This window comes from Streptomyces ferrugineus (assembly GCF_015160855.1).
Classification (GTDB): domain Bacteria; phylum Actinomycetota; class Actinomycetes; order Streptomycetales; family Streptomycetaceae; genus Streptomyces; species Streptomyces ferrugineus.
The window spans coordinates 6,817,373-6,843,315 of the sequence record NZ_CP063373.1 but is presented as its reverse complement, the minus strand read 5'-3'; the positions used below and the strand labels follow the sequence as shown (position 1 = coordinate 6,843,315).

Genomic DNA, 25,943 nt, shown 5'->3' with positions numbered 1-25,943 from the left:
CATGGCGGGAACCGGAGAACGGGACGAGGCTCGGTCGGTCTTCGTGACCGGAGGGAACAGGGGGATCGGGCTGGCCATAGCCCGCCGCTTCGCGGCGGCGGGAGACCGGGTCGCGGTGACCTTTCGCGGTGACAGGCCGCCCACCGACGAGAACCTCCTCGCCGTACGGTGCGACGTGACGGACGGACAGCAGGTGGACCAGGCCTTCAAGGAGGCGGAAACCGCCCACGGTCCGGTCACCGTCCTGGTCGCGAACGCCGGTGTCACCCACGACCGGCTGCTCGTGCGGATGAGCGAGGAGGACTTCACCTCCGTCATCGACACCAACCTCACGGGGGCCTTCCGGGTCGCCCGCCGCGCGGTGCGCGGGATGCTCGCGCGGGGTCACGGCCGTATCGTGCTGGTCTCCTCCACGGCGGCACTGCACGGCGCCGCCGGCCAGACCAACTACGCGGCGGCGAAGGCGGGACTGGTCGGGTTCGCCCGATCGCTGACCCACGAACTCGGCCCCCGCGACATCACCTGCAACGTGGTGGCTCCCGGCCTGACCGAGACGGACATGAGCCGAGCCCTCACCGAGGAACAGCGGCAGCACCTGCTCAGCAACACCCCGGCGGGCCGCCCTGCCCACCCCGACGAAGTCGCGGACGCGGTGGAGTTCCTGGCCCGTGCCGGCTATGTGCGCGGCGCCGTGATCCCGGTCGACGGCGGCGCCGGACTGGGCCACTGAAGCGCGGTGCCTCACCCGAACCGATCGGACGATTGCGACTCTCCGCTGAGGACGGTGTTCGGTGTGCGGGCAGCCGCGATACTCGCCGAGGCGGCGGCCGTCGTAGCGGCTGAGCAGGCAGAGGGCTCGAGACGGAACGGCACGCAGATCATGGCGTAGGGCCCTGTTGGCCGCGGCCGGGGTCCGGATCATCCCGGCGGCACGAAGGCGCTCCCCAAACCCGGGTCGATGGTTCTACGGTGTGCTGTTGAAGGTCAACGACGGTTTGTTCTAAGGAGGTTGCCCGTGTCGCAGGACCCGTCCGCGGCCGACACCGCAGCGTTTTCGAAGATCGATTCTGCGGTGCCGCACTCGGCCCGGATCTGGAACTACTGGCTCGGCGGTAAGGACAACTACCCCGTCGACGAGGAGGCGGGCGATGCCTTCCGTCAGATCTTCCCCGGCATCACCGATCTTGCCCGTGACTCGCGGGCCTTCCTCGGCCGCGCCGTGGGGCACCTGGCCAAAGAGGCCGGGATACGCCAGTTCCTCGACATCGGCACCGGCCTGCCCACAGCCGACAACACCCACGAGATCGCCCAGCGAATAAACCCCGAGGCGCGCATCGTCTATATCGACAACGACCCCCTGGTCCTGGCCCACGCCCACGCGCTGCTGACCAGCACGCCCGAGGGGGTCACCGACTACGTCGACGCCGACCTGTACGATCCGGAGACCGTCCTGCGGGAAGCGTCCCGGACGCTGGACTTCACCCAGCCGGTCGCGCTCACCATGATGCAGGTCAGCGGACACATCGCCGACTACCAGCAGGCGCGCTCGATCATCGGCTCACTGATGGGCGCCCTGCCGTCCGGCAGCTACTTCGCGTTCAACGACAGCGTCGACACCAACCAGGCCAACGCCGAGGCCACCCGCCTCTACAACGAGAGCGGGGCGGCCCCCTACCACCTGCGCAGCCCCGAGCAGCTCGCCGGCTTCTTCGACGGCCTGGAACTGCTGGAACCCGGAGTCGTACCCCTCAACGAGTGGCGCCCCGAACCCGGCCGTTCTCCTGGAGAGGTGATCGCCCTGGGAGGTGTCGCCCGAAAGCCCTGACGCCGTGCGCCTCCGGCAGAGGCATATCCGCCGCACCACCGCCCGGATCGCAGCGATGCCGCGCACCTGGAAACCGGCCAGATGCCGGGCCGCCGCCTCGGCGGACCAGTGCGCCTGCGCGAACGCCCGACCGACGGCCTCGGCATGGTCGGTGACCGCGTACCGGCCCCGCAGTGTCGCCGTCGTCGGCATCGGCTCAGCGCAGCTTGTCCTTGGCCTGGTAGTAGGCGCCGCCGAACGGCAGGAACCAGGCGGTGCCGTTGTAGAAGGGGACGGGGACCTTGGGGAAGCCGAGGCCGCGCAGGGGGTTGGCCTCCGGCTTGCCGTCCATCATCTCGGCGACCGCGCGGCCCATGTAGGTGGCCATCTGGACACCATGGCCGCAGTAACCCATGGAGTAGTACAGGCCGTTGACCTCGCCCGCGTGCGGGATGCGGTCCCAGGAGAAGCCGACCCGGCCGCCCCACAGGTAGTCGATGCGCACCCCCGCCAGCTGCGGGAAGCTCGCGAGCATGTCCCGTTTCAGGATCTCTCCGCTCTTGGCGTCCGAGGCCGGGTTGGAGGGGGTGAAGGCTGCCCGGCCGCCGAAGGCGAGACGGTGGTCGGGGGTGAGGCGGACGTAGTGGCCGATGTTCTTCGAGTCGACCACCAGGCGGGCGTTCGGGATCAGCTCCTTGGCACGCGCCTCGCCGAGCGGTTCGGTGACGATGATGAAGCTGCCGACGTTGATCAGCCGCTTGCGGAACCAGGGGAGTGACTTGTCGGTGTAGGCGTCGGTGGCCGCCATGACCTGCTTGGCGCGGATGGTGCCGTGCAGGGTCTCCACCAGGAAGCCGCCGCCGGGGAGGCGGGTGAGGCCGGTGGCGGCGTTGCGTTCGTGGATCTCGGCGCCGGCTCGCTCGGCGGCGTCCGCCAGGCCGTGGACGTACTTGCCGACGTGGAGGGCGGCGCTGTCCGGGTCGAGCAGGGCGCCGTGGTAGTGGTCCGAGCTGAGCTCCGACTTCAGTTCGCCGCGCGTGAGGAGCTGTGTCTCGTGGCCGAAGTTCTCGGCCAGGTCACGCTGTTTGGCCCGCATTGCCGCGAAGTGCCGAGACTTGGCGGCGACGGCGAGGCGTCCGGCGCGGTGGAAGTCGCAGTCGATCTGTTCCGTCCGCGTGAGGTCCTCGACGACGTCGACCGCGTCGCGGAAGGCGTCGTACAGCTCCAGTGCGCGCTCCTGGCCGTAGCGCTTGCGCGCCTCGGCAGGGCTGATGGTGATGCCCTGGGTGCACATGCTGCCGTTGCGCCCGGAGGCGCCCGAGCCGACCTTGTCCTTCTCGACGAGGACGACCCGGGCGCCCTTTCGGGCGGAGTGGTAGGCGGTGGACAGTCCGGTGAGGCCGCCGCCGATCACCACCACGTCCGCCTCGTCGGGCAGGTCCTTTCCGGAACGGTCGGGCAGGGCGGGGGCTGTGTCCAGCCAGTAGGGGATCTGCTTCATGGCGTACGTCCTGTCGTGTTCTCTGTCCTGTGTGGCCGGGTCGCGTGCGGTCGGCAGCCGAGCGGAGCCGGCGGGCCCGTCATGTCGGGCAACTGGTCGTCATGCGGTCGTAGCCGCAGTGCTGGGCGCCGCCTGATCCGGAGTCGACGATCATCCGGGCTGTGCCGTGTGGATGGCGTGCGGCCGCTCGACGCCCCCTGCCTTGCGGTGTGTTCGAAGGTCACGGAGAGGTGGGGCCCCGGTCTGGCCGACGCAGAGCATCGGCAGGATGCGAGCAGGTCCGTTCTTGCGGCCGGCGGATGCTGCCGAAACGCAGGACGCTTCCGTCCGGCTCGCTCAGGTGTGAAAGCCGGGCAGGGACAAGTACTTGAGCTGCTGGTACTCGTGGAGGCCCTCGGGTCCGCCTTCGCGGCCCAAGCCGGACTGCTTGATCCCGCCGAAGGGTGCCGCGACCTCGGAGACCAAGCCGCGGTTGATGCCGACCATTCCGGCCTGCAGACGGGCGGCGACCCGGCGGGCGCGGTCGAGGTGTGACGTCATCAGGTACGACGCGAGGCCGTGCTCGGTGTCGTTGGCCACCGCTATGGCCTCGGCCTCCGTGGAGAACCGGTGGATGGCGGCGACGGGGCCGAAGACTTCCTCGTGCATGATCGCGGCGTCGGCGGGGACGTGGTCCAGCACAGTCGGGGCGGCGTAGTGGCCCGGCCCGTCGGGGATGTCCGCCTCGGCGATGACAACGGCACCGCGGGCCACGGCGTCCTCGACGAGGTGGCGGACCTTGTTCACCGCACGGTGGTCGGCCAGCGGGCCGAGGTCGGTGTCCTCCAGGTCCGGGGGACCCACCCGAATGGCGGCCATCCGTTCGGCCAGGGCGGCGGCGAACGCGTCGGCGATCGGCTCCTGGACCAGGAATCGGTTGGCGCCGACGCAGGACTGGCCGCCCAGCCGCATCTTCGCGATCATCGCTTCGCGGACGGCGAGGTCGAGGTCGGCGTCGTCGAAGACCAGGAACGGCGCGTTGCCGCCCAGCTCCATCGAGGTGCGCAGTACCCGGGCACCGCTCTGCTGCAGCAGCAGTCGGCCGACCGGGGTGGACCCGGTGAAGGAAAGCTTGCGCAGCCGGGGGTCGGCCAGCAGAGCCGTGGTGACCGCCGCCGCGTCGCAGCTGGTGATCACGGTCAGGACACCCGCGGGCGCGCCGGCCTCACGCGCCAGCTCGCCCAGTACCAGGGAGGACAGCGGGGTGAGCGCGGCCGGCTTGAGCACGGCGGTGCAGCCTGCGGCCAGGGCAGCGGCGGCCTTGCGGGCAGCCATGGCCAGCGGAACGTTCCAAGGAGTGATCAGCAGACAGGGCCCGACCGGTTCGGCGACGGTGACGATGTGACTCCTGCCGTCCGGGGAGGGAGTGCTGCGCGCGTGAGGGCGGACCGCCTCCTCGGCGTACCAGCGGAAATAGGCCGCGGCGTAGTCGACCTCCCCCCGGGCTTCGGTGATCGTCTTGCCGATCTCCAGGGTGATGATCCGGGCCAGACGCTCACGGTGTTCGATCAGGGCGTCGGTGAGCCGGTGCAGGACTCGCGCGCGGTCCCGCGGGCTGGTGAAGGCCCACCGGTCGGCGGCCGCGGCCGCCGCGTCCAGTGCACTCAAGGCGTCCTGTGCGCCGCAGTCGGCGACGGTGGCGATGATTTCTTCGGTGGCGGGGTTGCGCACCTCGAAGGTGCGACCGCCGGTGGCGGGCTGCCAGTCGTGGGCGAGGAAGCCACGGGGGACGGATTCGAGGACTGCCGACTCCCCTGAGGGAGCCGTGAGCGTGTCAGTCATGCGCGTGGCTCTTTCGCTGATCGCAGGATGGTGTGTTGAGAGAGCACGATCGGTGGGTGGTCGTCATACGGCGTCGCCTCCGGGGTTGGCGACGCCGACGGTGTTCTCGACGGAGAGCAGGGATTGCTGTCGTCCGGAGCCGATCCAGCGGACGAGGGCGACGAGGCCGAGGGCGAGGATGGCGAAGGCGGTCAGGAGTGCGCTGACGGCGGTGACGCTGGGGTCGATTTCGAAGGTGAGGGAGTTGTAGACGCGTACGGGCAGGGTGACGGTGTCGACGGAGGAGAGGAACTGGGCGATGTAGAACTCGTCGAAGCTGGTGATGAAGGAGAAGATCGCGGCGGCGATCATGCCGGGTGCGGCGAGGGGGAAGGTGATCTTCCGGGCGATGGTGAGGCGGCCGGCGCCCATGCTGGCGGCGGCGTCTTCGAGGCGTTCGTCGATGCCGCGCAGGGTCGCGATCAGGATGAGGACGGCGATCGGTGCGGCGAGCACGGTGTGGCCGAGGGCGATGGCGATGGGGCTGCCCAGCATCGCGGCGGGTTCGAAGAGCAGGAACAGGCCGAGTGCGGTGACGATCTGGGGGATGAGCAGTGGTCCGAGGACCAGGGCGAAGACCGCGGAGCGCAGGGGGAGTTCGCTGCGGGTCAGGGCGGTCGCGGCGGTCACGCCGATGATGAGGGAGAAGACGGTGCTCAGGGCGGCGACGAGTGCGCTCAGGGAGAGTGCGGCGGGCCATTTGCTGCCGTCGGCGAACAGGGCCTTGTACCAGTTCAGTGTCCATGCCTCGGGTGGGAAGGCGGCGAAGGCGTTGTTGCTGAAGGAGGTGACGAGGATGACGACGATCGGCAGCGCCAAAAACAGCAGGATGATGGTGGCGACGGCGGTGAGGGCGATGCGTCCGGTGAGGGTCTTGCGCAGTTCCATCATGTGGCGCTCCTCTTCTTGCGGCTGGCGCCCAGGGAGGTGACGGCCTTGACCAGGAGCAGTCCGGCCAGGGTGAGGACCAGCAGGATGACGCCCTGGGCGGCGGCCCCGTTCCACTGGTTCTCTTTCGTGACCTGCTGGTTGATGAGGGTGGCGATCATCGTCTGGTTGGGTCCGCCCATCAGGGCGGGGGTGATGTAGTAGCCCAGGGAGAGGATGAAGCTGAGCAGTCCGGCGCTGGCCAGGCCGGGGGCGACCAGCGGCAGGTAGATGCGGCGGAAGATGGTCACGCGGCCCGCGCCCATGCTGGACGCGGCGGCGAGCAGGCGGCGGTCCACGCCGCGCATCACGCCGTACAGCAGCAGCACCGTATAGGGCAGCATCATGGAGGTGGTGCCGATGACCACGCCGAGCTCGTTGTAGAGCAGTTGGTACGGCCCGCCCGGTATCGACTCGTTCACCAGGCCCTTGTCGCCGAGCATGATGATCCAGCCGTAGGTGCGCACCAGGGCGCTGACGAAGTGCGGAACGACGACGACCAGCATGGCCAGTCCGGCCAGGAGGGGCTTGAGCCGGGAGATGGCGTTGGCCAGGAGGAACCCGAAGACGAGGCTCAACAGCGCCGTCTCGGCGGAGATCCGCAGCGTGGTGATCAGAACGGAGAGGTTGACGCCGGTCAGGGCGTCGGCGTACCAGTGCAGCGTCAGCGACCCGTCGGCGTTCCTCAGGCTGAGGAACAGGGTGCTGAAGATCGGGTAGACGAACAGCACCAGCAGGTAGACGACGACCGGCAGCGCGTACAGGATCCCGACCCGGGTCCTGCGTGAGGCGAGGAGCTTGCGCGGACGGGCAGGAGCCCCCGCGGTGAGGGTGGCGGCCATGGCTCACCCTGCCTGTTCGCTGGGGAAGAGGTTGACGTCCTCGGCATCGGCGGTGATCCCGACCCGCTCGCCGGCTACCGGGCCCCGGCCGGCCGGGACCTCCAGTCGCAGCAGCGGCGCCTGGCCGCCGTCGATGCGTACGCCGGCGCGGACCAGCGTGCCCACGTAGGTGGCGCTCTCGACGGTGCCGGAACAGAACCCGTCATCACTGGCGCAGGCCCGCAGCCGGCCCGGCTGCACGGCAACCTTGACCGGGGTGTTGGAAGCCAGATCGTGACGCCGCGCCTTGATCAGACCGCCACTGGCATCGAGGCGGACCAGGGTGTGCTCGCCGTCCTGTTTCTCGATGCGGCCGTCAAGGAAGTTGGCCGCGCCGAGGAAGTCCGCGACGAACGGGGTCTTGGGCCGTTCGAACAGCTCCCTCGGGGTGTCGAACTGCTCGATCAGGCCGTTGCGCATCACCGCGATCCGGTCCGACATCACCAGCGCTTCTTCCTGATCGTGCGTCACGTAGATGACGGTCAGGCCCAGTTCCTGCTGGATGGTCTTGATCTCGACCTGGAGCTGGTCACGCAGCTTCTTGTCCAGCGCGCCCAGCGGTTCGTCCATCAGGATGACCGGCGGGCGGTAGACCAGCGCCCGGCACAACGCCACCCGCTGCTGCTGACCACCCGACAGCTCACGCGGCTTACGCCCGCCGAACCCGGACAGGCCGGCGATCTCCAGCGTCTCCCCCACCCGGCGCCGGATCTCGTCCTTCGGCACCCCGCGCAGGGTGAGCGGGAAGGCGACGTTCTCGGCGACCGTCATGTGCGGGAACAGCAGGTACTGCTGGAACACGAAACCCAGGCCCCGCTTCTGCGGCGCCAGCCGCGTCACATCGCGGCCCCCGACGGTGATGGTGCCGGAGTCCGGCTCGCAGAACCCGGCGATCATCATCAACGTCGTGGTCTTGCCCGACCCGGAGGCGCCGAGGAAGGTGACGAACTCCCCGGCCGCGATCTCCATCGACGCCTCGTCGACCGCGACGACATCCCCGTACGTCTTGCGCAGAGCCACCACCGACAGCGACTTGCCGCTCCCGGCGGCCGGCGTGGCGCCGGACATCTTCACCGACGGTGCGGCGATACCGAATTCAGCCACGAGCCCACTCCAGCCAGCGCTTGGTGACGGCCGATTCGTTCTTCAGCCACCAGTCGATATCCGCGTCAAAGCCCTTGTCGTAGTACTTGGGCGCACCCGCCAGCGCGTCGCGCTCCTCCTCGGTGAGCTTCTCGTAAGCCAGCGGGGAGGCCGGGTTCGAGGGGAAGGCCTTCGCCAGAGCGGCCTGGCTCTCCGCACGCAGCGAGAAGTCCATCAGCTGGTAGGCGGCGTCCACATTGGCCGCGCCCTTGGCGATGGCATAGCCCTGGAACTGCCGGCGCATACCGTTGAGCTGCCTGGTGACCGGAACGCCCTGCTTCTGCAGATCGGCGATACGACCGTCCCACACGGTGGACATCGTCACCTCCTCGCGGCTGAGCAGAACGCCGGGGAGCGGGCCGCTGTCCCAGAACTTCTTGATGTCACCCCGCAGCCGGGTCAGCACCTTGAACGCGCGGTCCACATCCAGCGGATACAGCTTGTCCATCGGGACACCGTCGGCCAGCAGCGCGAACTCCAGCTCCGGCAGATCACCGTCCGGGTTGCACATCGAACGGCCGCCCTGGAACGCCCCGGTGTCCCAGAAGTCCGCCCATGACTCCGGCTTCTTACCGCCGAACGCATCCGTGCGGTATGCCATACAGGCGCCGTAGAAGCTGCTGCCGATGGCATGGTCGGTGATCTGGTTGTCGGGGAGCTTCGCGCTCTTCACGCTCTTGACCCGGTCGAGGTCCAGCGCCTCCAGCGCGTCCTGGGCCACGTACTTGTGGTGAGACGTCATCGAGTTGTTGATGAGGTCACACTGCGGCCGGCCCTGCTTGATCTGCGCCAGCAGCGGAGCGTCGTCCAGGTTCAGCACCTTCACCTGGATACCGGTCTCCTGCGTGAACGGCGTGTAGATCGCCTTCTGCAGAGCCGCACCATAGGAACCGCCGCTGTCACGGACGACCACCGTCTTCCCGCCCTTGCCACCGCTGCCGGCGCCGGACCGGCTGGTACCGGTGCCACAGGCGGCGAGAGAGGGAAGAGCGGCAAAGGCGGCCAGGCCGCCCGCTCCACGCAGGAGCGCTCTCCGGCCGATCATGGAATCACTCATGGCAATACTCCCTGTCCAAGGACGTACGGGAGAAGCTGTGCGGGGAATTACCTCGCGGGTGGGGGTGGGATGGTGCAGGGCGGTGACCAGCAGGGTGGCGGTGGTCCTCAGCGCGATGTGTCGCGGTGGCGTCGGTGTGGCCGGGGTAGCGCGGATGCGGTCCTCGGCAGGGGCGCACTGTGGGTGGCGCAGCCCCATGCTGGGGGCGATGCCCAGCAGGGTGTTCAGAAAGCGGTGTACCCGCCGTCGACGGGGAGGACCGATCCGGTCACGTACGACGACTCCGCTGATGCGAAGAAGAGGACCGCGTCGGCGACCTCTTCGGGAGTGGCGAGGCGCTGGAGCGGGATCTGGGTCTCGCGCTCGCGGCGGTAGGCCTCGGGGTCGGAGCTGCGCCGGAACGATGCTTCGATGGTCGGGGTGGCGGTCAGACCTGGAGCGACGACGTTGACGCGGATGTTGCGCGGCGCCCATTCGATCGCCGCTCCCTTGGCGAGCATGATGAGGCCTCCCTTGGCGGCGGAGTACAGGACTTCACCGGGCTTGCCGACCATGCCGAGCCGTGAACTGACGCAGACGAACGAGCCTCCTGTCTCGGGCATCAGCGGCGCGAAGTGCTTCATCACCAGGAACGCGCTGAGCAGGTTGCTGTCGAGCACGTTCTTCGCGTCGTCGTACGGCATCTCGGTGAGCGGACTGCTGGCCTGCAGGCCGTGGTTGAGGACGACGACGTCGACGGTGCCGAGGGACTCGGCGGCCTGCTTGGCCAGGTGCTCGACGAACGCCTCGTCATTGAGGTCCCCGGGGACGTACAGGTCGTCGGGCCGGGCGGTGTCGAGTCGCTCCTTGCGGCCGGTGAGCAGCAGCCGCGCGCCCTCGCGGCGGAAGTGGGCACTCACCGCCTGACCGATGCCACTGCTGGCGCCGGTCACCAGGGCCGCGAGGTTCTTGAGTCTCATGTCAGGCATTCCTTTGCGGGGGAGGTCGGTCGGGTTGCGGGCTCTGCTACGGACATCTCGTCCCCGCGGCCGGTCAGTTGAGGAATCCGCGGGCGTCGACCGGCCATCGCCGCAGCGACGTGCCCGTGCTGTCGGTGACGATCAGCTCCTCGAAATTGAGGACGACCGGGCATACGTGGTTCGGCACCACCGGCACCACGCCGCCGACGCTGGGGCGGAAGTCGCCGACCGGCAGCGGGAGGAATCCGTGGTACTCGTTGAGCTTGGCCAGGACCGCCTTCGTGCCGGCGATGCCGCCGTAGCCGAGCTCGGGGCTGCCTTCGCGGCTGAGGGCTTTGCTGCCCACATCGAGAATGACCTGGTCGGGGACCCAGTCGCTGACCACGGTGCCGGCGACGAACAGTGCGATCTGGTCGTCCGTACAGGCGCCCAGCCGGACGTTGTTCAGATCGCCGAAGACGTACTCGCCGGGACGGATCTCGGTGATCACGGCGCTGCTGGTGGTGAACTCGACGGTGGGCGTGGAGCCCGCACTGACCACCTCTGCCGTGATCCCGACGCCCTCCAGGCTGCGTACCGCGGTGGTGAGCGCGGCCTCCTGGTCCTGCGCGGCGCGCCGGCGAGCGTCGCGACCGGCGCTGCCGTGACCGGGATAGGTGAAGACGCCCACCGGCACCAGACCGCGTTTGCGGGCGGCGAGCGCGAGGTCGCCCGCGGCCTCGGGCGGCGCCCCGGAACGACGGGCGCCGCAGTCGACCTCGATCACGACCTGCAGCCGGTCCGGTTCGTCTCCCATCGCGTCGGCGAGGGCCTCGATCGCCGCGGCGTTGTCGACGCCGACCCGCAGCCGGGCGGACTCGGCGAGTCGGCGGATCCGGGCCCCTTTCGTTCCCGCGGGCCAGATCGGGTAGGCGAGGAAGATGTCGTCGAATCCGGCCGCGGCGAAGACCTCGGCCTCACCGACGTTCCCCGCGGTGATTCCGACCGCGCCGGCCTCGATCTGGCGTCGTCCGATCTCCACGCACTTGTGCGTCTTGACGTGCGGCCTGACGTCGAGGTTGTGCTGGGCGGCGAAGCCCTGCATGCGGTCGATGTTGCCTTGCATGACGTCGACCAGCACGATCGGCGCGGGGGTGTCGACCCGCTCGACCAGAGCGTCGAGTGCTCGTTGGAGCCGGTTCACACTGCCCTCCTTGTGGTTCTGCCTGGGAATGATCGAGGGGCGCGGGGCTGACTTCCCCAGATGCCGAACGTGCACGGCCCGCGACATCGCGCGCTCGCGTACACCGCCGTCGCGGCCGCACTACACCGCGGTGCAGACCATCTGGATCTCGACCGGACTGTTGAGCGGCAGCCCGGCGACACCGATCGCCGTGCGAGCGTGCCGTCCGTTCTCGCCCAGCACCTCGATGAGCAGTTCACTGGCCGCGTTGGCGACCCGCGACTGCAGACCGAAGTCCGGCGTACTGGCCACGAAGACCAGCATCTGCACGATCCGGACCCGGTCCAGATCTCCCACCGCCTGCACAGCGGCGGCGAGTGCGTTGAGCGCGGCATGGCGCGCGAGCTCCCGCGCCGTCTCCAGCTCGACCTCCCGGCCGACAATGCCCTGACCCAGCAGCTCACCGTCCCGGTAAGGCAGTTGGCCCGAAATGTGGATGCTGGAGCCCACCGTCCGGTGGTCCACGTAGTACGGGTTACTGGCGAGGACGGGCAGGTCCAGACCCAAGGCCTTGAGCCGATCGGAAGCCGAGCCGGTGTTCACTGCCGAAGTCATGGGCCCGCTCACTGAGCCACCGCCGTGGACGGCGCGGGGCGTGCACCCTCGCAGCTGGCCACGAGAACCCGCTTCGCATGAATCTCGATCATCTGTACTCGGTTCTCCTCTCGAGTAGCAGTGGCGGAGAAGCGCCGCATGGTGGCTTAAAATCGCCACCGGATTGTCGTTTGTCGACCATGTCGTTTGTCGACCATATGGGCGCCTGTCGAGAACTGTCAATACGCAGCGACGGTCGACGCCGTGCCCCGGCTCACCGGTCTCATGCGGTTCGGCGTGGACGGTATGTGCAGCACACCTGTCCGCATCGCGATCGCTGACGGCGGCGGGATCTCGAGCGGTCGACGACGTCCACCGCCGGGTTCCGGCTGCGGCGCCAGAACCTCACCGCCCGTCGGCGCGTACCGTTCGAGCGAGCGATGGTGGCGGTGCGCCGAGCAGCTCTGATCCGTCTGCCAGGAGAGTCGAGGGCCGACGAGTCAGCGAAGAACCTGACCGCTTGCCCCGACCTGCAGAGCCGCCGCCAATGGGGCACCCGGCGACAGCTGCCTCCGGTGTTCGGGCCGGCGGTCCGGCCGACCGCATACCGGTGCTTCGCCCAGGGGTCGATGCCAGGGACACTGCTGGGTTGATCCCGACTTCACGGTGGCGAGCCGGCTTGGGTACTTCAGGCAGGCGGCATGGCTTCATGAGTGCGGGGGCGCGCCTTACCCTTGATCTCCCGGCTGGGCTCGCAGCCCCTTGGGGAAATGGGCAGCCAGTTCCTGGCGGAACGCGTCGGCGTCGCCTTCCAGGGCAACCGCGGCCAACCTCTCGTGCTCGACGACCAATTGATGCGGGTCGTCGCTGTAAGTGCGGTGATCGGCGCTGAGGTGGAGGCGCAGCTTGGTCTCCCAGCCCTTCCAGAGACTCTGCAGGACGCCGTGCTCCGAAAGCTCGTAGAAGAGCCCGTGGAATCGAAGGTGCGCGTCGATGCTGGCCGGAATGTCGTCCTTCTCCATCGCCCGGCGGAGATCCTCGACGGTTTGCAGCAACCGCGGCCGCTCAGGACCGCGCAGCGCTTCGGCCGAGAGCTCGGCGGCGTACGGCTCGACACGTAGCCGCACTGAGTCGATCTCGGCGACCTCGCGAGCGCTCACCTCTACGACGAACGCCCCACGGTAGGGGAACTTTACGACGAGCCCCTCCTCCTCCAGCTTGGTCAGCGCCTCGCGCAGCGGGGACCGGCTGATACCGAGATCCGCGGCGATGTGTGCCTCACGCAGCTGGCCACCAGGAGGTACGGTCCCGTCGAGGATGGCAGCACGCAGTGTGCGGTAGACGCCGTCCGGCGTCGTCATCCGCTGCTCCTGCCACTCGAACTTGTGGTCCACCCCGTCGCCCTCCCTTGCCCGTTGTCGACCACTTGGTCGTTTGTCGACTATACCTCCGCTGATCTGCGTCGACGCCTCAAGCTGGTCATCTGCGCCCCAGGTCGGCGTCTCGGACGTGCATGTGGACCGGCAGCAGGGTGCAGCAGGCCATGCAGGCGCCGTGGTTGGGGCGGTACCGGAACAAGGCGGCCCTGCTGGAACGTGTCCAGCAGGGCCGACGTGGTTGACCGGGCCGCGGTGGAAGCGGATCCGGTAGAACCCACTCGGCGACTCGCGCCTTGAACGCCTTGTGGTGGGTGAGCGCGGCGGTCCGTGGCTCAGGGTGCCCCGGATGTGCGGCGCAGCACCCGCGCCTGCGCACTCTCTGCATCTCAGCGATCCGGAGACCGCCTCCCGTGACCCGCCACCGCACGTGGGCGTCAGGGGCGGGGCAGGCCGAAGAGGACCGGGAGGTCGGCGATGTCGGTGATTCGCTGGTAGTCGAGCCAGTGTTCGTCCTGCTCGAAGCCGCGGTCGACGTACACCTTGTTCTTGATGCCCAGGGTGGCCGCGGAGCGCAGGTCATACATCGGACTCGCGGAGACGTGCACGATCTCGTCGGGTGTCACGCCGAGCTTGTCGAACGTGTACTCGAACGCACGGAGCCGCGGCTTGTAGACGCCCATCTCCTCGGCGCTGATGACGACCTCGAACGGGGCCTTTAGGTTCTCCGCGAGGCGCACGGCATGCGCGGTGTCGCTGTTCGTGATGATGACCAGCGGGACTTCCTCGGCCAGGCGGTTCAGCGCCTCGGTGACACCGGGGTGCGGGCCCCAGGTCGGGATGATCTCGTACACCGCTCGCGCCTCGTCCTCGCGGTACTCGATACCGACCCAGCGCGAGGCGCGTTCCATGGAACGCGCGACGACCTGGTGGAACGGCTGGTACGCGCCCGTGCACTCGTCGATCCGGTACGCCTTGCAGATCCGCAGGTACTCGTCGGCGACCTCGGCCGGCAGCCGGTCGCCCAGGACCTCACGCATCGCGTCGTTGATGCTGAACTTGATCAGCGTCCCGTTCATGTCGAACGTGACGAACTTCGGCTTGCTCTCGAACTCCATGGGTCTCTCCAGTTGCCGATCGAAGGAGCCAGGCACTGTCGCTTGTCGATTGTCGACGATAAGTTTATTGTCGACAACTGTCAACAGGCCCGAACTTCAGGCCTGACCCACGCGCCGCGCGTTCACAACGGACGGCACTGGCAGGAGAGAGCAGCGACATGAAGTTCACCCCTTACTGGCTCGACACCGCTCCCCAGGGTCCGGACCGATCCCGGACCGAGATCGGTGGGCGCGTCGACGTGGCGATCATCGGTGCCGGCCTGACCGGCCTCTCGGCGGCACTGCATCTGGCGCGCAAGGGCGCCAGCGTGCACGTCTTCGAGAAGGACACGATCGGATTCGGGGCATCGGGCCGCAACGGAGGCATGGCCACCACGGGCTTGTCGATCGGGTTCCGGCAGGCGGTTGCCCGCTACGGGTTCGATACCGCGAAGGCGTACCTGATGACCTACCACGACGCGGTCGACACCATCGAGAAGCTCGTCGCCGAAGAGGGGATCGACTGCGACTTCGCCCGCACGGGCAAGCTGGTCCTGGCCTCCAAGCCGGCTCACGTCGACGGTCTGCGCAGGACCCACGAGATCATGTCCGGCCGCCTCGGAATCGAGACCCGGCTGATCTCCAAGAGCGAGCTCCACACCGAGATCGGCTCCGACCGCTTCCACGGCGGGCTGTCCGACACCAAGAGCGCTGGGCTGCACGTCGGCAAGTTCACCAAGGGCCTCGCCGAGGCGGCCGCGCGGCTCGGCGTCACCCTTCACGAGAAGGCACCGGTCGAGAAGGTCGAGCGGCTGGGCGGCACGCGGCACGAGCTGGTCACTGCGCGCGGGACCGTCGAGGCCGACCAGGTGCTCGTCGCGACCAGCGGCTACACCCGCAGGCCGCTGCGCTGGCATCAGGTCAGGCTCGCGCCCGTCGGCAGCTTCATCATCGTGACCGAGCCGCTCGGCAAGGACGTCTGCGACGCGCTGCTGCCGAACCGGCGGATGTCGTCGAACACCTTGAACCTGTTGAACTACTTCCGGATCACTCCGGACCACCGGCTGCTGTTCGGTGGCCGCGCCCGGTTCGCCCTGCCCGACCAGCAGTCGGACGCGAAGAGCGGGCGCATCCTGCACAAGGCGATGACCGAGACCTTCCCGCAGCTCACGAACACGCGCGTCGACTACTGCTGGGGCGGCCTGGTCGACATGAGCATGGACCGCATGGTGCACGCCGGCGAGCACAACGGGCTGTTCTACTCGCTCGGCTACTCCGGCCACGGCGTGCAGATGGCCACCTACATGGGCAAGCAGATGGCCGAGTACATGAACGGGACGCCGTCCGCCAACCCCTGGCGAGACCTGCCCTTCCGACGGATCCCGGGCCACTTCGGCCCGCCCTGGTTCCTGCCCTTCGCGGGCGCCTACTACAAGTTCAAGGACCTCATCAAGTAGGCGTGAAACAGAGATGCTGAGCAGATGCCGTGGCCTTTCCGCAGCACCACCGACCACATGGTCGGTGGTGCTGTAGGCCTGCCGTGAGGGTGGTGTGCCGGTCACGGCCCCGGGGCGGTGGCACGAGCATGGCGGGCAACGCGGTCGGGCCGAGTGCGGTCCTGTGCTGGACCTTCCGGCGCGGGTCCTCCGTCCTTGGCGACGGGTGGCCGATGGACGACGCCGCCAGGATCGCGGTGCCGGCGGCAGGGTCGGCGACGAGACCGGACGAGGACGGCAGGTCCGTGGCCCGTTCACCCCTCCCGTACGAATCCCCTGTCCAACTGCGCCGAATGCGCTGATACATGGCCTGTCAGACGCAGGAAAGGGCACCGACCGGCACGGACCTCAGCGGACCCGCAGGACGTCGAGTGCCGTGAGTGCCACGTGCAGTTCGGTGCGCTGTTCGCCGGACTCGAGGTCGCAGTCGAGGATCCGCTCGATGGCGCGCAGACGTTGGTAGACGGTCTCGCGGGACAGACCGCCGGAGCGGGCGGCCACCGTCTTGTTGCCCGCCGCGTCCAGGTAGTGGCGCAGGGTGGTCAGCAGGTCCGTGCCGTGGCGGGCGTCGTGGTCGGCGAGTCGGCCGAGCCGGCGTTCGGCGTAGTCCTGGATCCGGGTGTCGTCGCGGAGGGCGAAGAGGAGGCGACGCAGGCCGATGTCGGATCGTTCGTGGTAAGAGCGGTCCGGCGGGAGCGGCTGGCCGGGCTCGGTGGCTTCGGCGACGCGGGTCGCCTCACGGAAGGAGCGGGCGACGGCAGGGAGGTCTGCCGCCTCGCTGCCCGTGCTCACCGTTGTCCCGGGAACCAGGTCGAGTGCGGTGCGGCTCAGGTGCTCGACGACGGGTCGCCACGGTTGCTCGGGGCGCAGGGACAGGAGGATGCCGAGGCGGGTCGGTGCGAGGAGGCCGACGAGGGCCTGCGTTCCCTTCTTCTTCAGCTCCTCGGAGAGGAGTTCCTCGGCCTTGGTCGTGTCGTCCTCGCATCGGACGTCTGCGAGTACGGCGATGAAGCGGGAGTCCGCCGTGGGCAGGCCCAGCGCGGCGATCCGGGCCTCGGCGTCGGCGGGCGAGCGGTGGCGCTGTTCGACGAGGTCGCGCAGCACGCCGCGGTGTGCTGCGCGTTCCCACGGCGTGGGGTGGGTGAGACGGGCGATGGTGAGGGCCATCGCGGTTCTCTCCAGGACCGTGACGGCTTCCGGACCGAACGGGCCGAGGGCCGAGTGAGCGGCCGGGCCGGGCGGGGGCGGGAGCATGGCCACCCTGCCCCAGCGTTCGCCCTGGTACTCGACGGGCGCCACGAGCCAGCCCTCGGGACCGGAGACGGTGGTGCGGTCGGCGGACGGTGTCGCTCGGGAGCGCTGTTCCCAGGAGGTGAGCGCCGCCTCGGCCGTGCCACCGGAAGGCTCGCAGACGAGGGCCTGGTGGATCAGGTTCTCCAGTACGACGGTGTGGCCGCTCATCTCGGCGGCGGCGCGTACGACGTCCTCGGGCCCGGCGCCGCGCAGGGTGAGGGCGGTGAACGCCTCGTGGACGCGCTGGGTCCGCCGCATCACCTCGGCCTGGTTGCCGAGGATGAACGCGTGGACGACCTGGGTGACTTCCAGGAAGTTGACGTCCTTGGCCAGGGTGACGAGGGGCAGGCCGCGGACCTCGCAGGCGTGGACCAGGGCGTCGGGCGGGCGGTGGTAGCGGCGGACCAGCTCGATGACCAGGGCCGCCGCGCCGACGTCGGCGAGTTCGTCGACGTATCGGCGTACACCGGCCGGCTCCTCGGGCAGCGGCATGCCGGTGGTCAGGACGAGTTCGCCGCCCTTCAGGAACGAGGCGGGATCGGTCAGTTCGGTGATGTGGACCCAGCGGACGGGGCGGTCGAGCCGGGACAAGCCGGTGACCACCTGCGGCTGTCCGGCGGCCAGGACGGGAAGGGCCAGTACGTCGGCCACGGTGGGCGGGCGGCCGGCGGTGTTCACCTCGCGGCCCGGCACGCAGGCGTCGGGGCCGTCGGTGCCCGGCCCTGGAGCCGTGGGGTGGTTCTCGCTCACGGTGCCTCCATGGGGGGCCGGCTCCGATGAAGGCACAGAGCTCGGGGAACTGCCCCGTCACTCTGACAAGCGTCGCTGACCTGCGCAAGAGCGCGGAGACGGCAGCCACGACGCGGAGGGGCGGGGTGAGGGCCCGGCGCGCGCCTGACACAACGTCCGGATACCGCGTCCCGGTCGGACAGATCGCGCGTTGGCGCGGCCCTGGTCCGCCGAGATGCTCGTCAGGGCGCAGTACAGCCGCAGTACAGCCGCAGCAGAACCGCAGCAGACCGAACACCGAGGCCGGGAGACGAACATGACCGCACTGTCGCCGCACCTTCGCCAGGCCACGCCCGTGGTGGCGGCCCGGGGCGAGGGCGTCCACCTCTTCGACCAGGACGGCCGCCGCTACCTCGACTTCACCGCCGGCATCGGCGTCACCAGCACCGGACACTGCCACCCCAAGGTCGTCGCGGCGGCACAGGAGCAGGTGGGCACGCTGATCCACGGCCAGTACACGACCGTCATGCACCAGCCGCTGCGGCGTCTGGTCGACAAGCTGGGCGAGGTCCTGCCGACCGGCCTGGACAGCCTGTTCTTCACCAACTCCGGCAGCGAGGCGGTGGAGGCCGCGCTGCGGCTGGCCCGCCAGGCCACCGGTCGGCCGAACGTCATCGTGTGTCACGGCGGCTTCCACGGCCGTACCGTCGCAGCCGCTTCCATGACCACCTCCGGCACCCGTTTCCGCTCCGGTTTCTCGCCGCTGATGAGCGGCGTGGTCGTGACCCCCTTCCCGTCGGCCTACCGGTACGGCTGGGACGAGGAGACCGCCACCCGCTTCGCCCTGAAGGAGCTCGACTACACGCTCCAGACGATCTCCTCACCCGCCGACACAGCCGCGATCATCGTCGAGCCGGTGCTCGGCGAGGGCGGCTACGTGCCCGCGAACCGTGCCTTCATGGAGGGCCTGCGGGAGCGGGCGGACCGCCACGGCTTCCTGCTGATCCTCGACGAGGTGCAGACGGGCGTCGGCCGCACCGGCCGCTTCTGGGGGCACGACCACTTCGGCGTCAGGCCCGACATCCTCGTCACCGCCAAGGGCCTGGCCAGCGGGTTCCCGCTGTCCGGCATCGCCGCGTCCGAGGAGCTGATGACCAAGGCGTGGCCCGGCTCGCAGGGCGGCACGTACGGCGCCAACGCCGTCGCCTGCGCCGCGGCCTGCGCGACGCTGGACGTCGTACGCGACGAGAAGCTCGTCGAGAACGCCGAGGCGATGGGCAAGCGGCTGCGCCAGGGCCTGGAGGCGGTGGCCGACCGGACGCCGGGCATCGGCGACGTGCGCGGCCTCGGCCTCATGCTGGCCACCGAGTTCGTCACCGAGGACGGCAGCCCCGACCCCGAGACCGCAGCCCGCGTGCAGCGCGCCGCCGTCGACGAGGGCTTGCTCCTGCTGCTGTGCGGTGCCTGGAACCAGGTCGTACGCATGATCCCGGCGCTCGTCATCGACGAGACGGCGGTGGACGAGGGCCTCCAGGCATGGGCGACCGCCGTCGAGGTCGGCACATCGGGAGCGGCGCGGCGATGACGGACGCCACCACGGCCCTGGAGGCGCTGGTCGCGCGGCTCGCCGAGACCGCGCCCGGCCTGCGGGTGGAGACCGGCCCTGGCTCCACCGGCCTCTACGCCTACGACGCCTCCAACTACCGGGTCCCGCCGAGGGCCGTGGTCTTTCCCCGCAGCGCCGACGACGTCGTCGCGGTGCTGCGGGCCTGCCGCGAGGCGCACGTTCCGGTCACCGCGCGCGGCGGCGGCACCAGCATGGCGGGCAACGCGGTCGGGCCGGGCGTCGTCCTGGACTTCTCCCGCTACATGAACCGGATCCTGCACATCGACCCCACGGCGCGCTCCGCACGCGTCGAGGCCGGAGTGATCCTGGACGCGCTGCGCAGCGCGACCGCACCGCACGGACTCACCTTCGGCCCCGACCCGTCCTCGCACAGCCGCTGCACCCTCGGCGGCATGATCGGCAACGACGCCTGCGGCAACCGCTCCGTGCGGGACGGGCGCACCAGCGGGCACATCGAGGCGCTGGAGATCGTGACGGCCGACGGCCTGCGGGCCGTCGCCGACCGCACCGGCCTGCGCGCGGCCGACCCGAACGACACGGACGCGGTCGAGCGGGTCGCCCGCCTCGAAGCGGACGTACGCCGCCTGATCGAGGCGAATCTGGCGCCGATCCGTACCGAGCTGGGCCGCATTCCGCGTCAGGTCTCCGGCTACCAGCTGCACCACCTGCTGCCTGAGCACGGCTTCGACATGGCTCGCGCGCTGGTGGGCACCGAAGGCTCCTGTGCGGTCGTCACCGCAGCGACGGTCCGCCTGGTGGCGACCGCACAGGCCGCCACCCTCCTCACCCTCGGATACGACGACGTCGTGGACGCCGCCGAGGACGTGCCGGAGATCCTGCGGTGGAATCCGACCGCCGTGGAGGGGATGGACGAGGCGATCGTCGCCACCATGCGCGCCCGCCGTGGGCCGGACTCCGTCACCGGACTGCCCGAGGGCCGTGCCTGGCTGTACGTCGAACTCGACGGGGACGACGAGGGCGCGGTGGACGCCCGCGCCGCCGAGCTGCTGGCCGTGCTCAAGGCCCGGGGCCGGATGACCGGCGGACGAGTCGTGGAGAGCGCGGCCGAGCGGCGCTCACTGTGGCGGGTACGGGAGGACGGGGCGGGGCTCGCGGCTCGTCTCGTGGACGGCGGGGAGTCCTGGCCCGGCTGGGAGGACGCGGCCGTCGCGCCCGAGAACCTGGCCGCCTACCTGCGCGACTTCCGCAAGCTGCTGGCCGCCCACGGGCTGACCGGCGTGCTGTACGGGCACTTCGGCGCCGGCTGTGTCCACGTACGCATCGACTTCGACCTCGCCACGGATGCGGGGCGGACCGCCACCCGCCGGTTCCTCTCCGAAGCCGCCGCCCTGGTCGTCGAGCACGGCGGAACCCTGTCGGGCGAACACGGTGACGGGCGGGCCCGGGGCGAGCTGCTGGAGGTCATGTACAGCCACCGGATGATCCGGGCGTTCGCCGCCTTCAAGGAAGTCTTCGACCCCGAGGGGCTGCTCAACCCGGGCGTCATCGTGGCCCCGGCTCGCCTCGACGCCGACCTCGCGCTGCACACCCCCTCCGACGTGCTGCCCGTCGAGACCCTGTTCTCCTTTCCGCACGACGAGGACGGCTTCGCTGGAGCGGTACGCCGCTGTGTCGGCGTCGGCCGCTGCCGCAGCGCCGCCGGCGGCGTGATGTGTCCCAGCTACCGGGCCACGGGGGAGGAGAACGACTCGACCCGAGGCCGGGCCCGCCTGCTCCAGGAGATGGTGCGGGGCGGAACCGTCCAGGACGGCTGGCGCTCCACGGAGGTGCGTGACGCCCTCGACCTGTGCCTGTCCTGCAAGGCCTGCTCCAGCGACTGTCCGGTCGGCGTCGACATGGCCACGTACAAGGCGGAGTTCCTGCACCAGCACTACAAGGGCAGAGTCAGACCCCGCTCCCATTACTCCCTGGGCTGGCTTCCCCTGACGTCCAGGCTCGTCGGATACGTGGCCCGCCCGGTGAACACGCTGCTGCGCGGCCCTCTCGGGAAGCTGCTCGCGCGCCTCGGCGGCGTGACCACGAAACGCCGGATGCCCGCCTTCGCCTCCCGGCATGCGCTGCGCCGGGCCCTGCGCACGGAAAGGACCGGCGAACCGGCGAAGACGCTGCTCTTCGTGGACAGCTTCACCCGCGCCTTCCGCCCCGAGGTGGCCGGGGCGGCGAGCCGCGTACTCGCCGACGCCGGCCTCCCCTGCACGGCGGAGGACGATCTGTGCTGTGGCCTGACCTGGGTGAGCACCGGACAGCTGTCCCACGCGCGGCGCATCATGGCCCGCACGGTCGCCCGCCTGGACAACGGCGACGACCGGCCCATCGTCGTGGCCGAACCCAGCTGCGCCGCCGCCCTCAAACGCGACGTCCCCGAACTCCTTGGCACCGACGCTGCCCGCCGCGTCGCGGCCCGGGTCCACACCCTCACCGGGGCCCTGAACGATCTCGCCGCCCCCGGCTGGCGCCCGCCCGCTCTGCCGGACGACGTCGTGCTGCAGACCCACTGCCACGAGTACGCCACCTTCAAGGGCCGCCACCCTCGCGACCTGCTCAGTCGCCTCGGCGTACACAAGGTCGACGAGGCCGAGGGCTGCTGCGGACTCGCCGGGAACTTCGGCTTCGAGGCACAGCACTACGACACCTCGATGGCCGTCGCCGACCTGGCCTTGAAGCCACGCCTCGACGGCATCGACCCGCGCACACGGGCAGTCGTGGTGGCCGACGGCTTCAGCTGCGCCACCCAGATCGACCACCTCGCCGGAGACCGGGGCATCCGCGCCCTGCACCTCGCGGAACTGCTCGACCCCGCCGCCGACCGGCCCGGACAACCAGGAGAGAACTCATGACCGACACACCCACGCAGTTGTTCATCGGCGGTGCCTGGGTGGACGCCGCGGACGGCGCCACCATGCCCGTCGACGACCCCGCGACCGGCGACATCCTCTGCCACGTCGCGGACGCCGGCCCCAAGGACGCGAAGCTCGCGGAGGACGCGGCGGTTCAGGCGCAGGAGGAGTGGGCGCGTACGGCGCCCCGGGTGCGCAGTGAGATCCTGCGCCGCGCCTACGAGATCATCGTCGGGCGCACCGACGAGCTCGCCCACCTGATGACGGCCGAGATGGGCAAGCCGCTGGCCGAGGCCAGGGGAGAGGTGGCGTACGCGGCGGAGTTCTTCCGGTGGTTCTCCGAGGAGGCCGTCCGTATCGACGGTGGTCTCGCCACCCTGCCGGACGGCCGCAACCGCATGCTGCTCTCCCGCCGCCCCGTCGGTCCCTGCCTGCTGATCACCCCGTGGAACTTCCCGCTGGCCATGGGCACCCGCAAGATCGGCCCGGCCGTCGCGGCCGGCTGCACGATGGTGCTCAAGCCCGCCCCGCAGACCCCGCTGTCCAGCCTGGCTCTCGCCGCGATCCTCAAGGAGGCCGGGCTGCCGGACGGCGTGCTGAACGTCGTCACCACCTCCCGTGCGGGGGAGGTGTGCGAACCGCTCCTGCGCGGCGGGCGGATTCGCAAGCTCTCCTTCACCGGCTCCACGGCCGTCGGACAGCTGCTGCTCGCCCAGAGCGCGCAGGCGGTCGTACGGACCTCGATGGAGCTGGGCGGCAACGCGCCGTTCGTCGTCTTCGAGGACGCCGACCTGGACAAGGCCGTGGACGGCGCGATGGTCGCCAAGATGCGCAACATGGGCGAGGCCTGCACGGCCGCCAACCGCTTCTTCGTGCACCGGTCGGTGGCGGAGGAGTTCGGGCGGCGGCTGGCCGAGCGGATGGGCGCGCTGGTCGTCGGTCCGGGCACCCGGGACGGCGTCGACGTCGGCCCCCTGATCGACAGGAGGGGACGCGCCAAGGTGGAGGAGCTGGTCGCCGACGCGGTGGAGCGCGGGGCGCAGGTGCTCGTCGGCGGCCGTACGCCCGAGGGCCCCGGCTGCTTCTACCCGCCGACCGTGCTGGCAGACGTCGATCCCGGCAGTCGCCTGATGGACACGGAGATCTTCGGCCCCGTCGCCGCGATCCTCACCTTCGACGACGAGGACGAGGTGATCCGCCGGGCCAACGACACCCCCTGGGGCCTCGTCGGCTACGTCTTCACCGAGGGACTGGACCGCGCCTTGCGGGTGAGTGAGCGGCTGGAGGTGGGCATGGTGGGGCTGAACACGGGTCTCGTGTCCAACCCGGCCGCACCCTTCGGCGGCGTCAAGCAGTCCGGGCTCGGTCGCGAGGGTGGCCGGGTGGGGATCGACGAGTTCCTGGAGTACCAGTACCTCGCGGTGCCGGTGCGATGACGGCGGTCATGCCCTGACCGCGCCGCAGCACGCATCGTGGCGGGCCTCACCCGTGCCCGGTTTTCCACGCCGCCGGGCACGGGTGGACGGCCATCAATTTCTCGACTCCAAGAAAGCTCGACCGAACGTCTGATCTCCGGCGACCCCGCGTTCATGACCTGGCCCCAGGACATCGCCCGCGGGGAGATGATCCATACGGGAGTCTGGGAAGCGACACCCGGCGAGACGCGCTCGATCAAGGGCGAGACCTTCGAGTTCTGCCACATCCTCGCCGGCATCGTCGAACTCACGCCGGAAGGTGGCGAGCCGGTGGTCTACAGGCAGGCGACGGCTTTGTCATGAAGCCGGGCTTCGTCGGTGTCTGGAAGACCGTGGAAACCGTGCGCAAGATCTACGTGATCGTGAAGTGATACGGCGCCGGGACCGTCGTCAGGCCAGGTGCCGGGCGGTGATCTCCGCCGCCGTCTCGGCGACCAGCCGACCCATCTCGGGCAGCCGGCCGGCCTCGAAGCGCGAGTCGGGCAGGGAGACGGCCACGGCGGCCAGTGCTGCGCCCTCACCGTCCAGCACCGGTGCCGCGATGGCGCTGACACCCTGAAGGTACTGGTTGTGGTTGACGGCGTAGCCACGCTCTCTCACGCGGTGGAGTTCCGCCCGCAGTTGCTCCGGGTCGGTGATGGTCTCTTCGCCGTAACCCTCCAGCGTCCCCGCGGTGACCTCGTCTATCTCGGACTTCCTCAGATGGGCGAGGACGGCGTTTCCGGCGGCGGTGGCGTGCAGGGGCGAGGTGTCACCGATGGCGTGGAAGGTCCGTACGGCGTGGTCGCAGTCGACGCGGTCGACGACGACCATGCCCTGGAGGGCGTCCGGCACGGACAGGTGGATGGTCTCGTTCACCGCGTCGCGGAGCCGGATCATGGGTTCACGCGCGGCGGCGAACAGGCTGGAGCCCTGCAGGGCGGCGGGTCGTACGGCCAGGACGCGGGCGCCGATCTCCCAGCGTGTGGTGTCCTTGCGGTTCGCCCGTAGCCAGCCCGCCTCATTGAGCGTGATCAGCGTGCGCTGCACGGTGGACTTCGGCAGCCCGAATATCTTTGTCAGCTCCCCGACGGTCACGGGTTGATGTCGGGCGACCGCCTCCAGAACCCGCAGCGACCTGGTGACGCTCTTCATTTCCATTCGATGCCCCCTCGGACCGGTGGATTCCTGGTTCTCACCTCGTGACTCCAGCACCGGTTCACGGCCATGGTCGTGCCGTACTCTAGCATAGCGTTCCACTATATGGCACGAAGCTTGAGGGCGGTGGTCGGGCATGGCTGAGGGCCGGCTCGAGCGCTGACGCGTGCGAGCCGGCCCTCGGTCGACGGCTCGGGGGTCGTCGTCTGCCGTTCAGACGCCCAGGCGGCGCTGAGAGATCTCCGCGGCTGTGTCGGCGACGAGGCGGCCCCACTTGGATGCCTGTGCACCGTCGTACCGCGCCTCGGGCATGGAGACGGCCACGGCGGCCAGCGGGGTGCCGTCCTCGTCGAGCACAGGTGCGGCGACGGCGCAGACGCCGGGCCGGTACTGGTTGCGGTTGATCGCGTAGCCGTCGGTGCGGACCCGGTCCAGCTCGGTGCGCAACTCCTCGGGCTCGACGGGGGTCGTGTCGCTGAACCGCTCCAGTCCCGCCGCGATGAGGTCTTCGACGTCCCGCCTCGGCAGGTGGGCGAGGACGGCACGCCCGACGGCGGTGGCGTGCAGGGGTGAGGTGTCGCCGATCGTGTGGAAGGTGCGTACCGGGTGGTCGCAGTCGACGCGGTCCACCACGACCATGCACTGGAGGGCGTCCGGCACCGACAGGTGGATGGTCTCGTTCACCGCGTCCCGAAGGCGAACCATGGGTTCACGTGCGGCGGCGAACAGGCTGGAGCCCTGGAGGGCGGCGGGTCGTACGGCCAGGACGCGGGCGCCGATCTCCCAGCGGGTGGTGTCCTTGCGGTTGGCGCGCAGCCAGCCGGCCTCCGCCAGCGTGACCAAGGTGCGCTGCACGGTGGACTTCGGCAGCCCGAAGAGCTTCGTCAACTCCCCTACGGTCACGGGCTGATGCTGGGCGACCGCCTCCAGGATCCGCAGCGACCTGGTGACGCTCTTCATTTCCATC

General features: G+C 69.8%; 20 protein-coding genes and 1 pseudogene. 7 read left to right on the top strand and 14 right to left on the bottom strand.

Features of this window, described 5'->3' with window-relative positions:
- The first annotated feature begins 1 nt into the window (after nucleotide 1).
- Both fabG and IM697_RS30735 read left to right on the top strand, forming a co-directional pair.
- Nucleotides 2–730, top strand: a complete 729-nt coding sequence (gene fabG / locus IM697_RS30740) for a 3-oxoacyl-ACP reductase FabG (protein ID WP_194039350.1) — start codon at nucleotides 2–4, stop codon at nucleotides 728–730.
- A gap of 285 nt (nucleotides 731–1,015) precedes the next feature.
- Entirely contained in the window at nucleotides 1,016–1,825 is an 810-nt protein-coding gene (locus IM697_RS30735; RefSeq protein WP_228044240.1) for an SAM-dependent methyltransferase, read from the top strand.
- 196 nt (nucleotides 1,826–2,021) lie between these two features.
- Here the strand turns inward: IM697_RS30735 and IM697_RS30730 are convergent, their stop codons facing one another.
- From IM697_RS30730 to IM697_RS30680, 11 genes are all read right to left on the bottom strand, one after another.
- The gene (locus IM697_RS30730) at nucleotides 2,022–3,305 is read right to left on the bottom strand and encodes an NAD(P)/FAD-dependent oxidoreductase (protein WP_194039348.1); all 1,284 of its coding nucleotides are present in this window, start codon (nucleotides 3,303–3,305) and stop codon (nucleotides 2,022–2,024) included.
- A 336-nt stretch (nucleotides 3,306–3,641) separates the two neighbouring features.
- The gene (locus IM697_RS30725) at nucleotides 3,642–5,126 is read right to left on the bottom strand and encodes an NAD-dependent succinate-semialdehyde dehydrogenase (RefSeq protein WP_194039347.1); all 1,485 of its coding nucleotides are present in this window, start codon (nucleotides 5,124–5,126) and stop codon (nucleotides 3,642–3,644) included.
- Nucleotides 5,127–5,189: 63 nt separating this feature from the next.
- Nucleotides 5,190–6,056, bottom strand: a complete 867-nt coding sequence (locus tag IM697_RS30720) for an ABC transporter permease (protein WP_194039346.1) — start codon at nucleotides 6,054–6,056, stop codon at nucleotides 5,190–5,192.
- The gene (locus IM697_RS30715) at nucleotides 6,053–6,934 is read right to left on the bottom strand and encodes an ABC transporter permease (RefSeq protein WP_194039345.1); all 882 of its coding nucleotides are present in this window, start codon (nucleotides 6,932–6,934) and stop codon (nucleotides 6,053–6,055) included. The genes IM697_RS30720 and IM697_RS30715 overlap by 4 nt, the downstream gene beginning before the upstream one ends.
- Before the next feature lie 3 nt (nucleotides 6,935–6,937).
- Nucleotides 6,938–8,077 carry an ABC transporter ATP-binding protein gene (locus IM697_RS30710; RefSeq protein WP_194039344.1) on the bottom strand — a complete coding sequence of 380 codons (1,140 nt, stop codon included), beginning with the start codon at nucleotides 8,075–8,077 and terminating at the stop codon, nucleotides 6,938–6,940.
- A complete protein-coding gene (locus IM697_RS30705) occupies nucleotides 8,070–9,173 on the bottom strand; it encodes an ABC transporter substrate-binding protein (protein ID WP_194039343.1) in 1,104 nt (367 codons plus the stop codon). Before IM697_RS30705 ends, IM697_RS30710 begins: the two co-directional genes overlap by 8 nt.
- A 224-nt stretch (nucleotides 9,174–9,397) precedes the next feature.
- Complete coding sequence (locus IM697_RS30700) at nucleotides 9,398–10,132, bottom strand: SDR family NAD(P)-dependent oxidoreductase (RefSeq protein WP_194039342.1); 735 nt, start codon at nucleotides 10,130–10,132, stop codon at nucleotides 9,398–9,400.
- 73 nt (nucleotides 10,133–10,205) lie between these two features.
- Nucleotides 10,206–11,315 (bottom strand): alanine racemase, encoded by a 1,110-nt coding sequence (locus IM697_RS30695; RefSeq protein ID WP_194039341.1) that lies wholly within the window; start codon nucleotides 11,313–11,315, stop codon nucleotides 10,206–10,208.
- 120 nt (nucleotides 11,316–11,435) lie between these two features.
- A complete protein-coding gene (locus tag IM697_RS30690) occupies nucleotides 11,436–11,909 on the bottom strand; it encodes a RidA family protein (RefSeq protein WP_194039340.1) in 474 nt (157 codons plus the stop codon).
- A gap of 707 nt (nucleotides 11,910–12,616) precedes the next feature.
- Complete coding sequence (locus IM697_RS30685; RefSeq protein ID WP_194039339.1) at nucleotides 12,617–13,282, bottom strand: GntR family transcriptional regulator; 666 nt, start codon at nucleotides 13,280–13,282, stop codon at nucleotides 12,617–12,619.
- 419 nt (nucleotides 13,283–13,701) lie between these two features.
- A complete protein-coding gene (locus IM697_RS30680) occupies nucleotides 13,702–14,382 on the bottom strand; it encodes a haloacid dehalogenase type II (RefSeq protein ID WP_194039338.1) in 681 nt (226 codons plus the stop codon).
- A gap of 158 nt (nucleotides 14,383–14,540) precedes the next feature.
- On the opposite strand from IM697_RS30680, the gene IM697_RS30675 reads away from it, so the two are divergent.
- Nucleotides 14,541–15,818: an NAD(P)/FAD-dependent oxidoreductase gene (locus IM697_RS30675; RefSeq protein ID WP_194039337.1), complete on the top strand. Its 1,278-nt coding sequence runs from the start codon at nucleotides 14,541–14,543 to the stop codon at nucleotides 15,816–15,818.
- Between the two features lie 387 nt (nucleotides 15,819–16,205).
- Here IM697_RS30675 and IM697_RS30670 read toward each other — a convergent pair whose 3' ends face one another.
- Complete coding sequence (locus IM697_RS30670) at nucleotides 16,206–17,900, bottom strand: PucR family transcriptional regulator (protein WP_407699556.1); 1,695 nt, start codon at nucleotides 17,898–17,900, stop codon at nucleotides 16,206–16,208.
- Nucleotides 17,901–18,195: 295 nt separating this feature from the next.
- On the opposite strand from IM697_RS30670, the gene IM697_RS30665 reads away from it, so the two are divergent.
- The 4 genes and pseudogenes from IM697_RS30665 (at nucleotide 18,196) to IM697_RS45085 (ending at nucleotide 24,210) form a co-directional block, all read left to right on the top strand.
- Entirely contained in the window at nucleotides 18,196–19,464 is a 1,269-nt protein-coding gene (locus tag IM697_RS30665) for an aspartate aminotransferase family protein (RefSeq protein WP_194039336.1), read from the top strand.
- Entirely contained in the window at nucleotides 19,461–22,364 is a 2,904-nt protein-coding gene (locus IM697_RS30660; RefSeq protein ID WP_194039335.1) for an FAD-binding and (Fe-S)-binding domain-containing protein, read from the top strand. Before IM697_RS30665 ends, IM697_RS30660 begins: the two co-directional genes overlap by 4 nt.
- The gene (locus tag IM697_RS30655) at nucleotides 22,361–23,800 is read left to right on the top strand and encodes an NAD-dependent succinate-semialdehyde dehydrogenase (protein WP_194039334.1); all 1,440 of its coding nucleotides are present in this window, start codon (nucleotides 22,361–22,363) and stop codon (nucleotides 23,798–23,800) included. The genes IM697_RS30660 and IM697_RS30655 overlap by 4 nt, the downstream gene beginning before the upstream one ends.
- A 153-nt stretch (nucleotides 23,801–23,953) precedes the next feature.
- Nucleotides 23,954–24,210: pseudogene (locus IM697_RS45085) on the top strand (cupin domain-containing protein).
- Nucleotides 24,211–24,229: 19 nt separating this feature from the next.
- On the opposite strand, the gene IM697_RS30645 reads toward IM697_RS45085, so the two are convergent.
- A complete protein-coding gene (locus tag IM697_RS30645) occupies nucleotides 24,230–24,973 on the bottom strand; it encodes an IclR family transcriptional regulator (RefSeq protein ID WP_194049952.1) in 744 nt (247 codons plus the stop codon).
- 216 nt (nucleotides 24,974–25,189) lie between these two features.
- Nucleotides 25,190–25,936 (bottom strand): IclR family transcriptional regulator, encoded by a 747-nt coding sequence (locus IM697_RS30640; RefSeq protein WP_194049951.1) that lies wholly within the window; start codon nucleotides 25,934–25,936, stop codon nucleotides 25,190–25,192.
- Between the last annotated feature and the right edge of the window lie 7 nt (nucleotides 25,937–25,943).

Bases quoted from the DNA above. Each gene is read 5' to 3' on its own strand.
- IM697_RS30640 (WP_194049951.1), bottom strand. From the start codon at position 25,936: ATGAAGAGCGTCACCAGGTCGCTGCGGATCCTGGAGGCGGTCGCCCAG.
- IM697_RS30655 (WP_194039334.1), top strand. From the start codon at position 22,361: ATGACCGACACACCCACGCAGTTGTTCATCGGCGGTGCCTGGGTGGAC.
- IM697_RS30730 (WP_194039348.1), bottom strand. From the start codon at position 3,305: ATGAAGCAGATCCCCTACTGGCTGGACACAGCCCCCGCCCTGCCCGAC.
- IM697_RS30725 (WP_194039347.1), bottom strand. From the start codon at position 5,126: ATGACTGACACGCTCACGGCTCCCTCAGGGGAGTCGGCAGTCCTCGAA.
- IM697_RS30690 (WP_194039340.1), bottom strand. From the start codon at position 11,909: ATGACTTCGGCAGTGAACACCGGCTCGGCTTCCGATCGGCTCAAGGCC.
- IM697_RS30660 (WP_194039335.1), top strand. From the start codon at position 19,461: ATGACGGACGCCACCACGGCCCTGGAGGCGCTGGTCGCGCGGCTCGCC.
- fabG (WP_194039350.1), top strand. From the start codon at position 2: ATGGCGGGAACCGGAGAACGGGACGAGGCTCGGTCGGTCTTCGTGACC.
- IM697_RS30680 (WP_194039338.1), bottom strand. From the start codon at position 14,382: ATGGAGTTCGAGAGCAAGCCGAAGTTCGTCACGTTCGACATGAACGGG.
- IM697_RS30700 (WP_194039342.1), bottom strand. From the start codon at position 10,132: ATGAGACTCAAGAACCTCGCGGCCCTGGTGACCGGCGCCAGCAGTGGC.
- IM697_RS30645 (WP_194049952.1), bottom strand. From the start codon at position 24,973: ATGAAGAGCGTCACCAGGTCGCTGCGGGTTCTGGAGGCGGTCGCCCGA.
- IM697_RS30715 (WP_194039345.1), bottom strand. From the start codon at position 6,934: ATGGCCGCCACCCTCACCGCGGGGGCTCCTGCCCGTCCGCGCAAGCTC.
- IM697_RS30665 (WP_194039336.1), top strand. From the start codon at position 18,196: ATGACCGCACTGTCGCCGCACCTTCGCCAGGCCACGCCCGTGGTGGCG.
- IM697_RS30705 (WP_194039343.1), bottom strand. From the start codon at position 9,173: ATGAGTGATTCCATGATCGGCCGGAGAGCGCTCCTGCGTGGAGCGGGC.
- IM697_RS30720 (WP_194039346.1), bottom strand. From the start codon at position 6,056: ATGATGGAACTGCGCAAGACCCTCACCGGACGCATCGCCCTCACCGCC.
- IM697_RS30675 (WP_194039337.1), top strand. From the start codon at position 14,541: ATGAAGTTCACCCCTTACTGGCTCGACACCGCTCCCCAGGGTCCGGAC.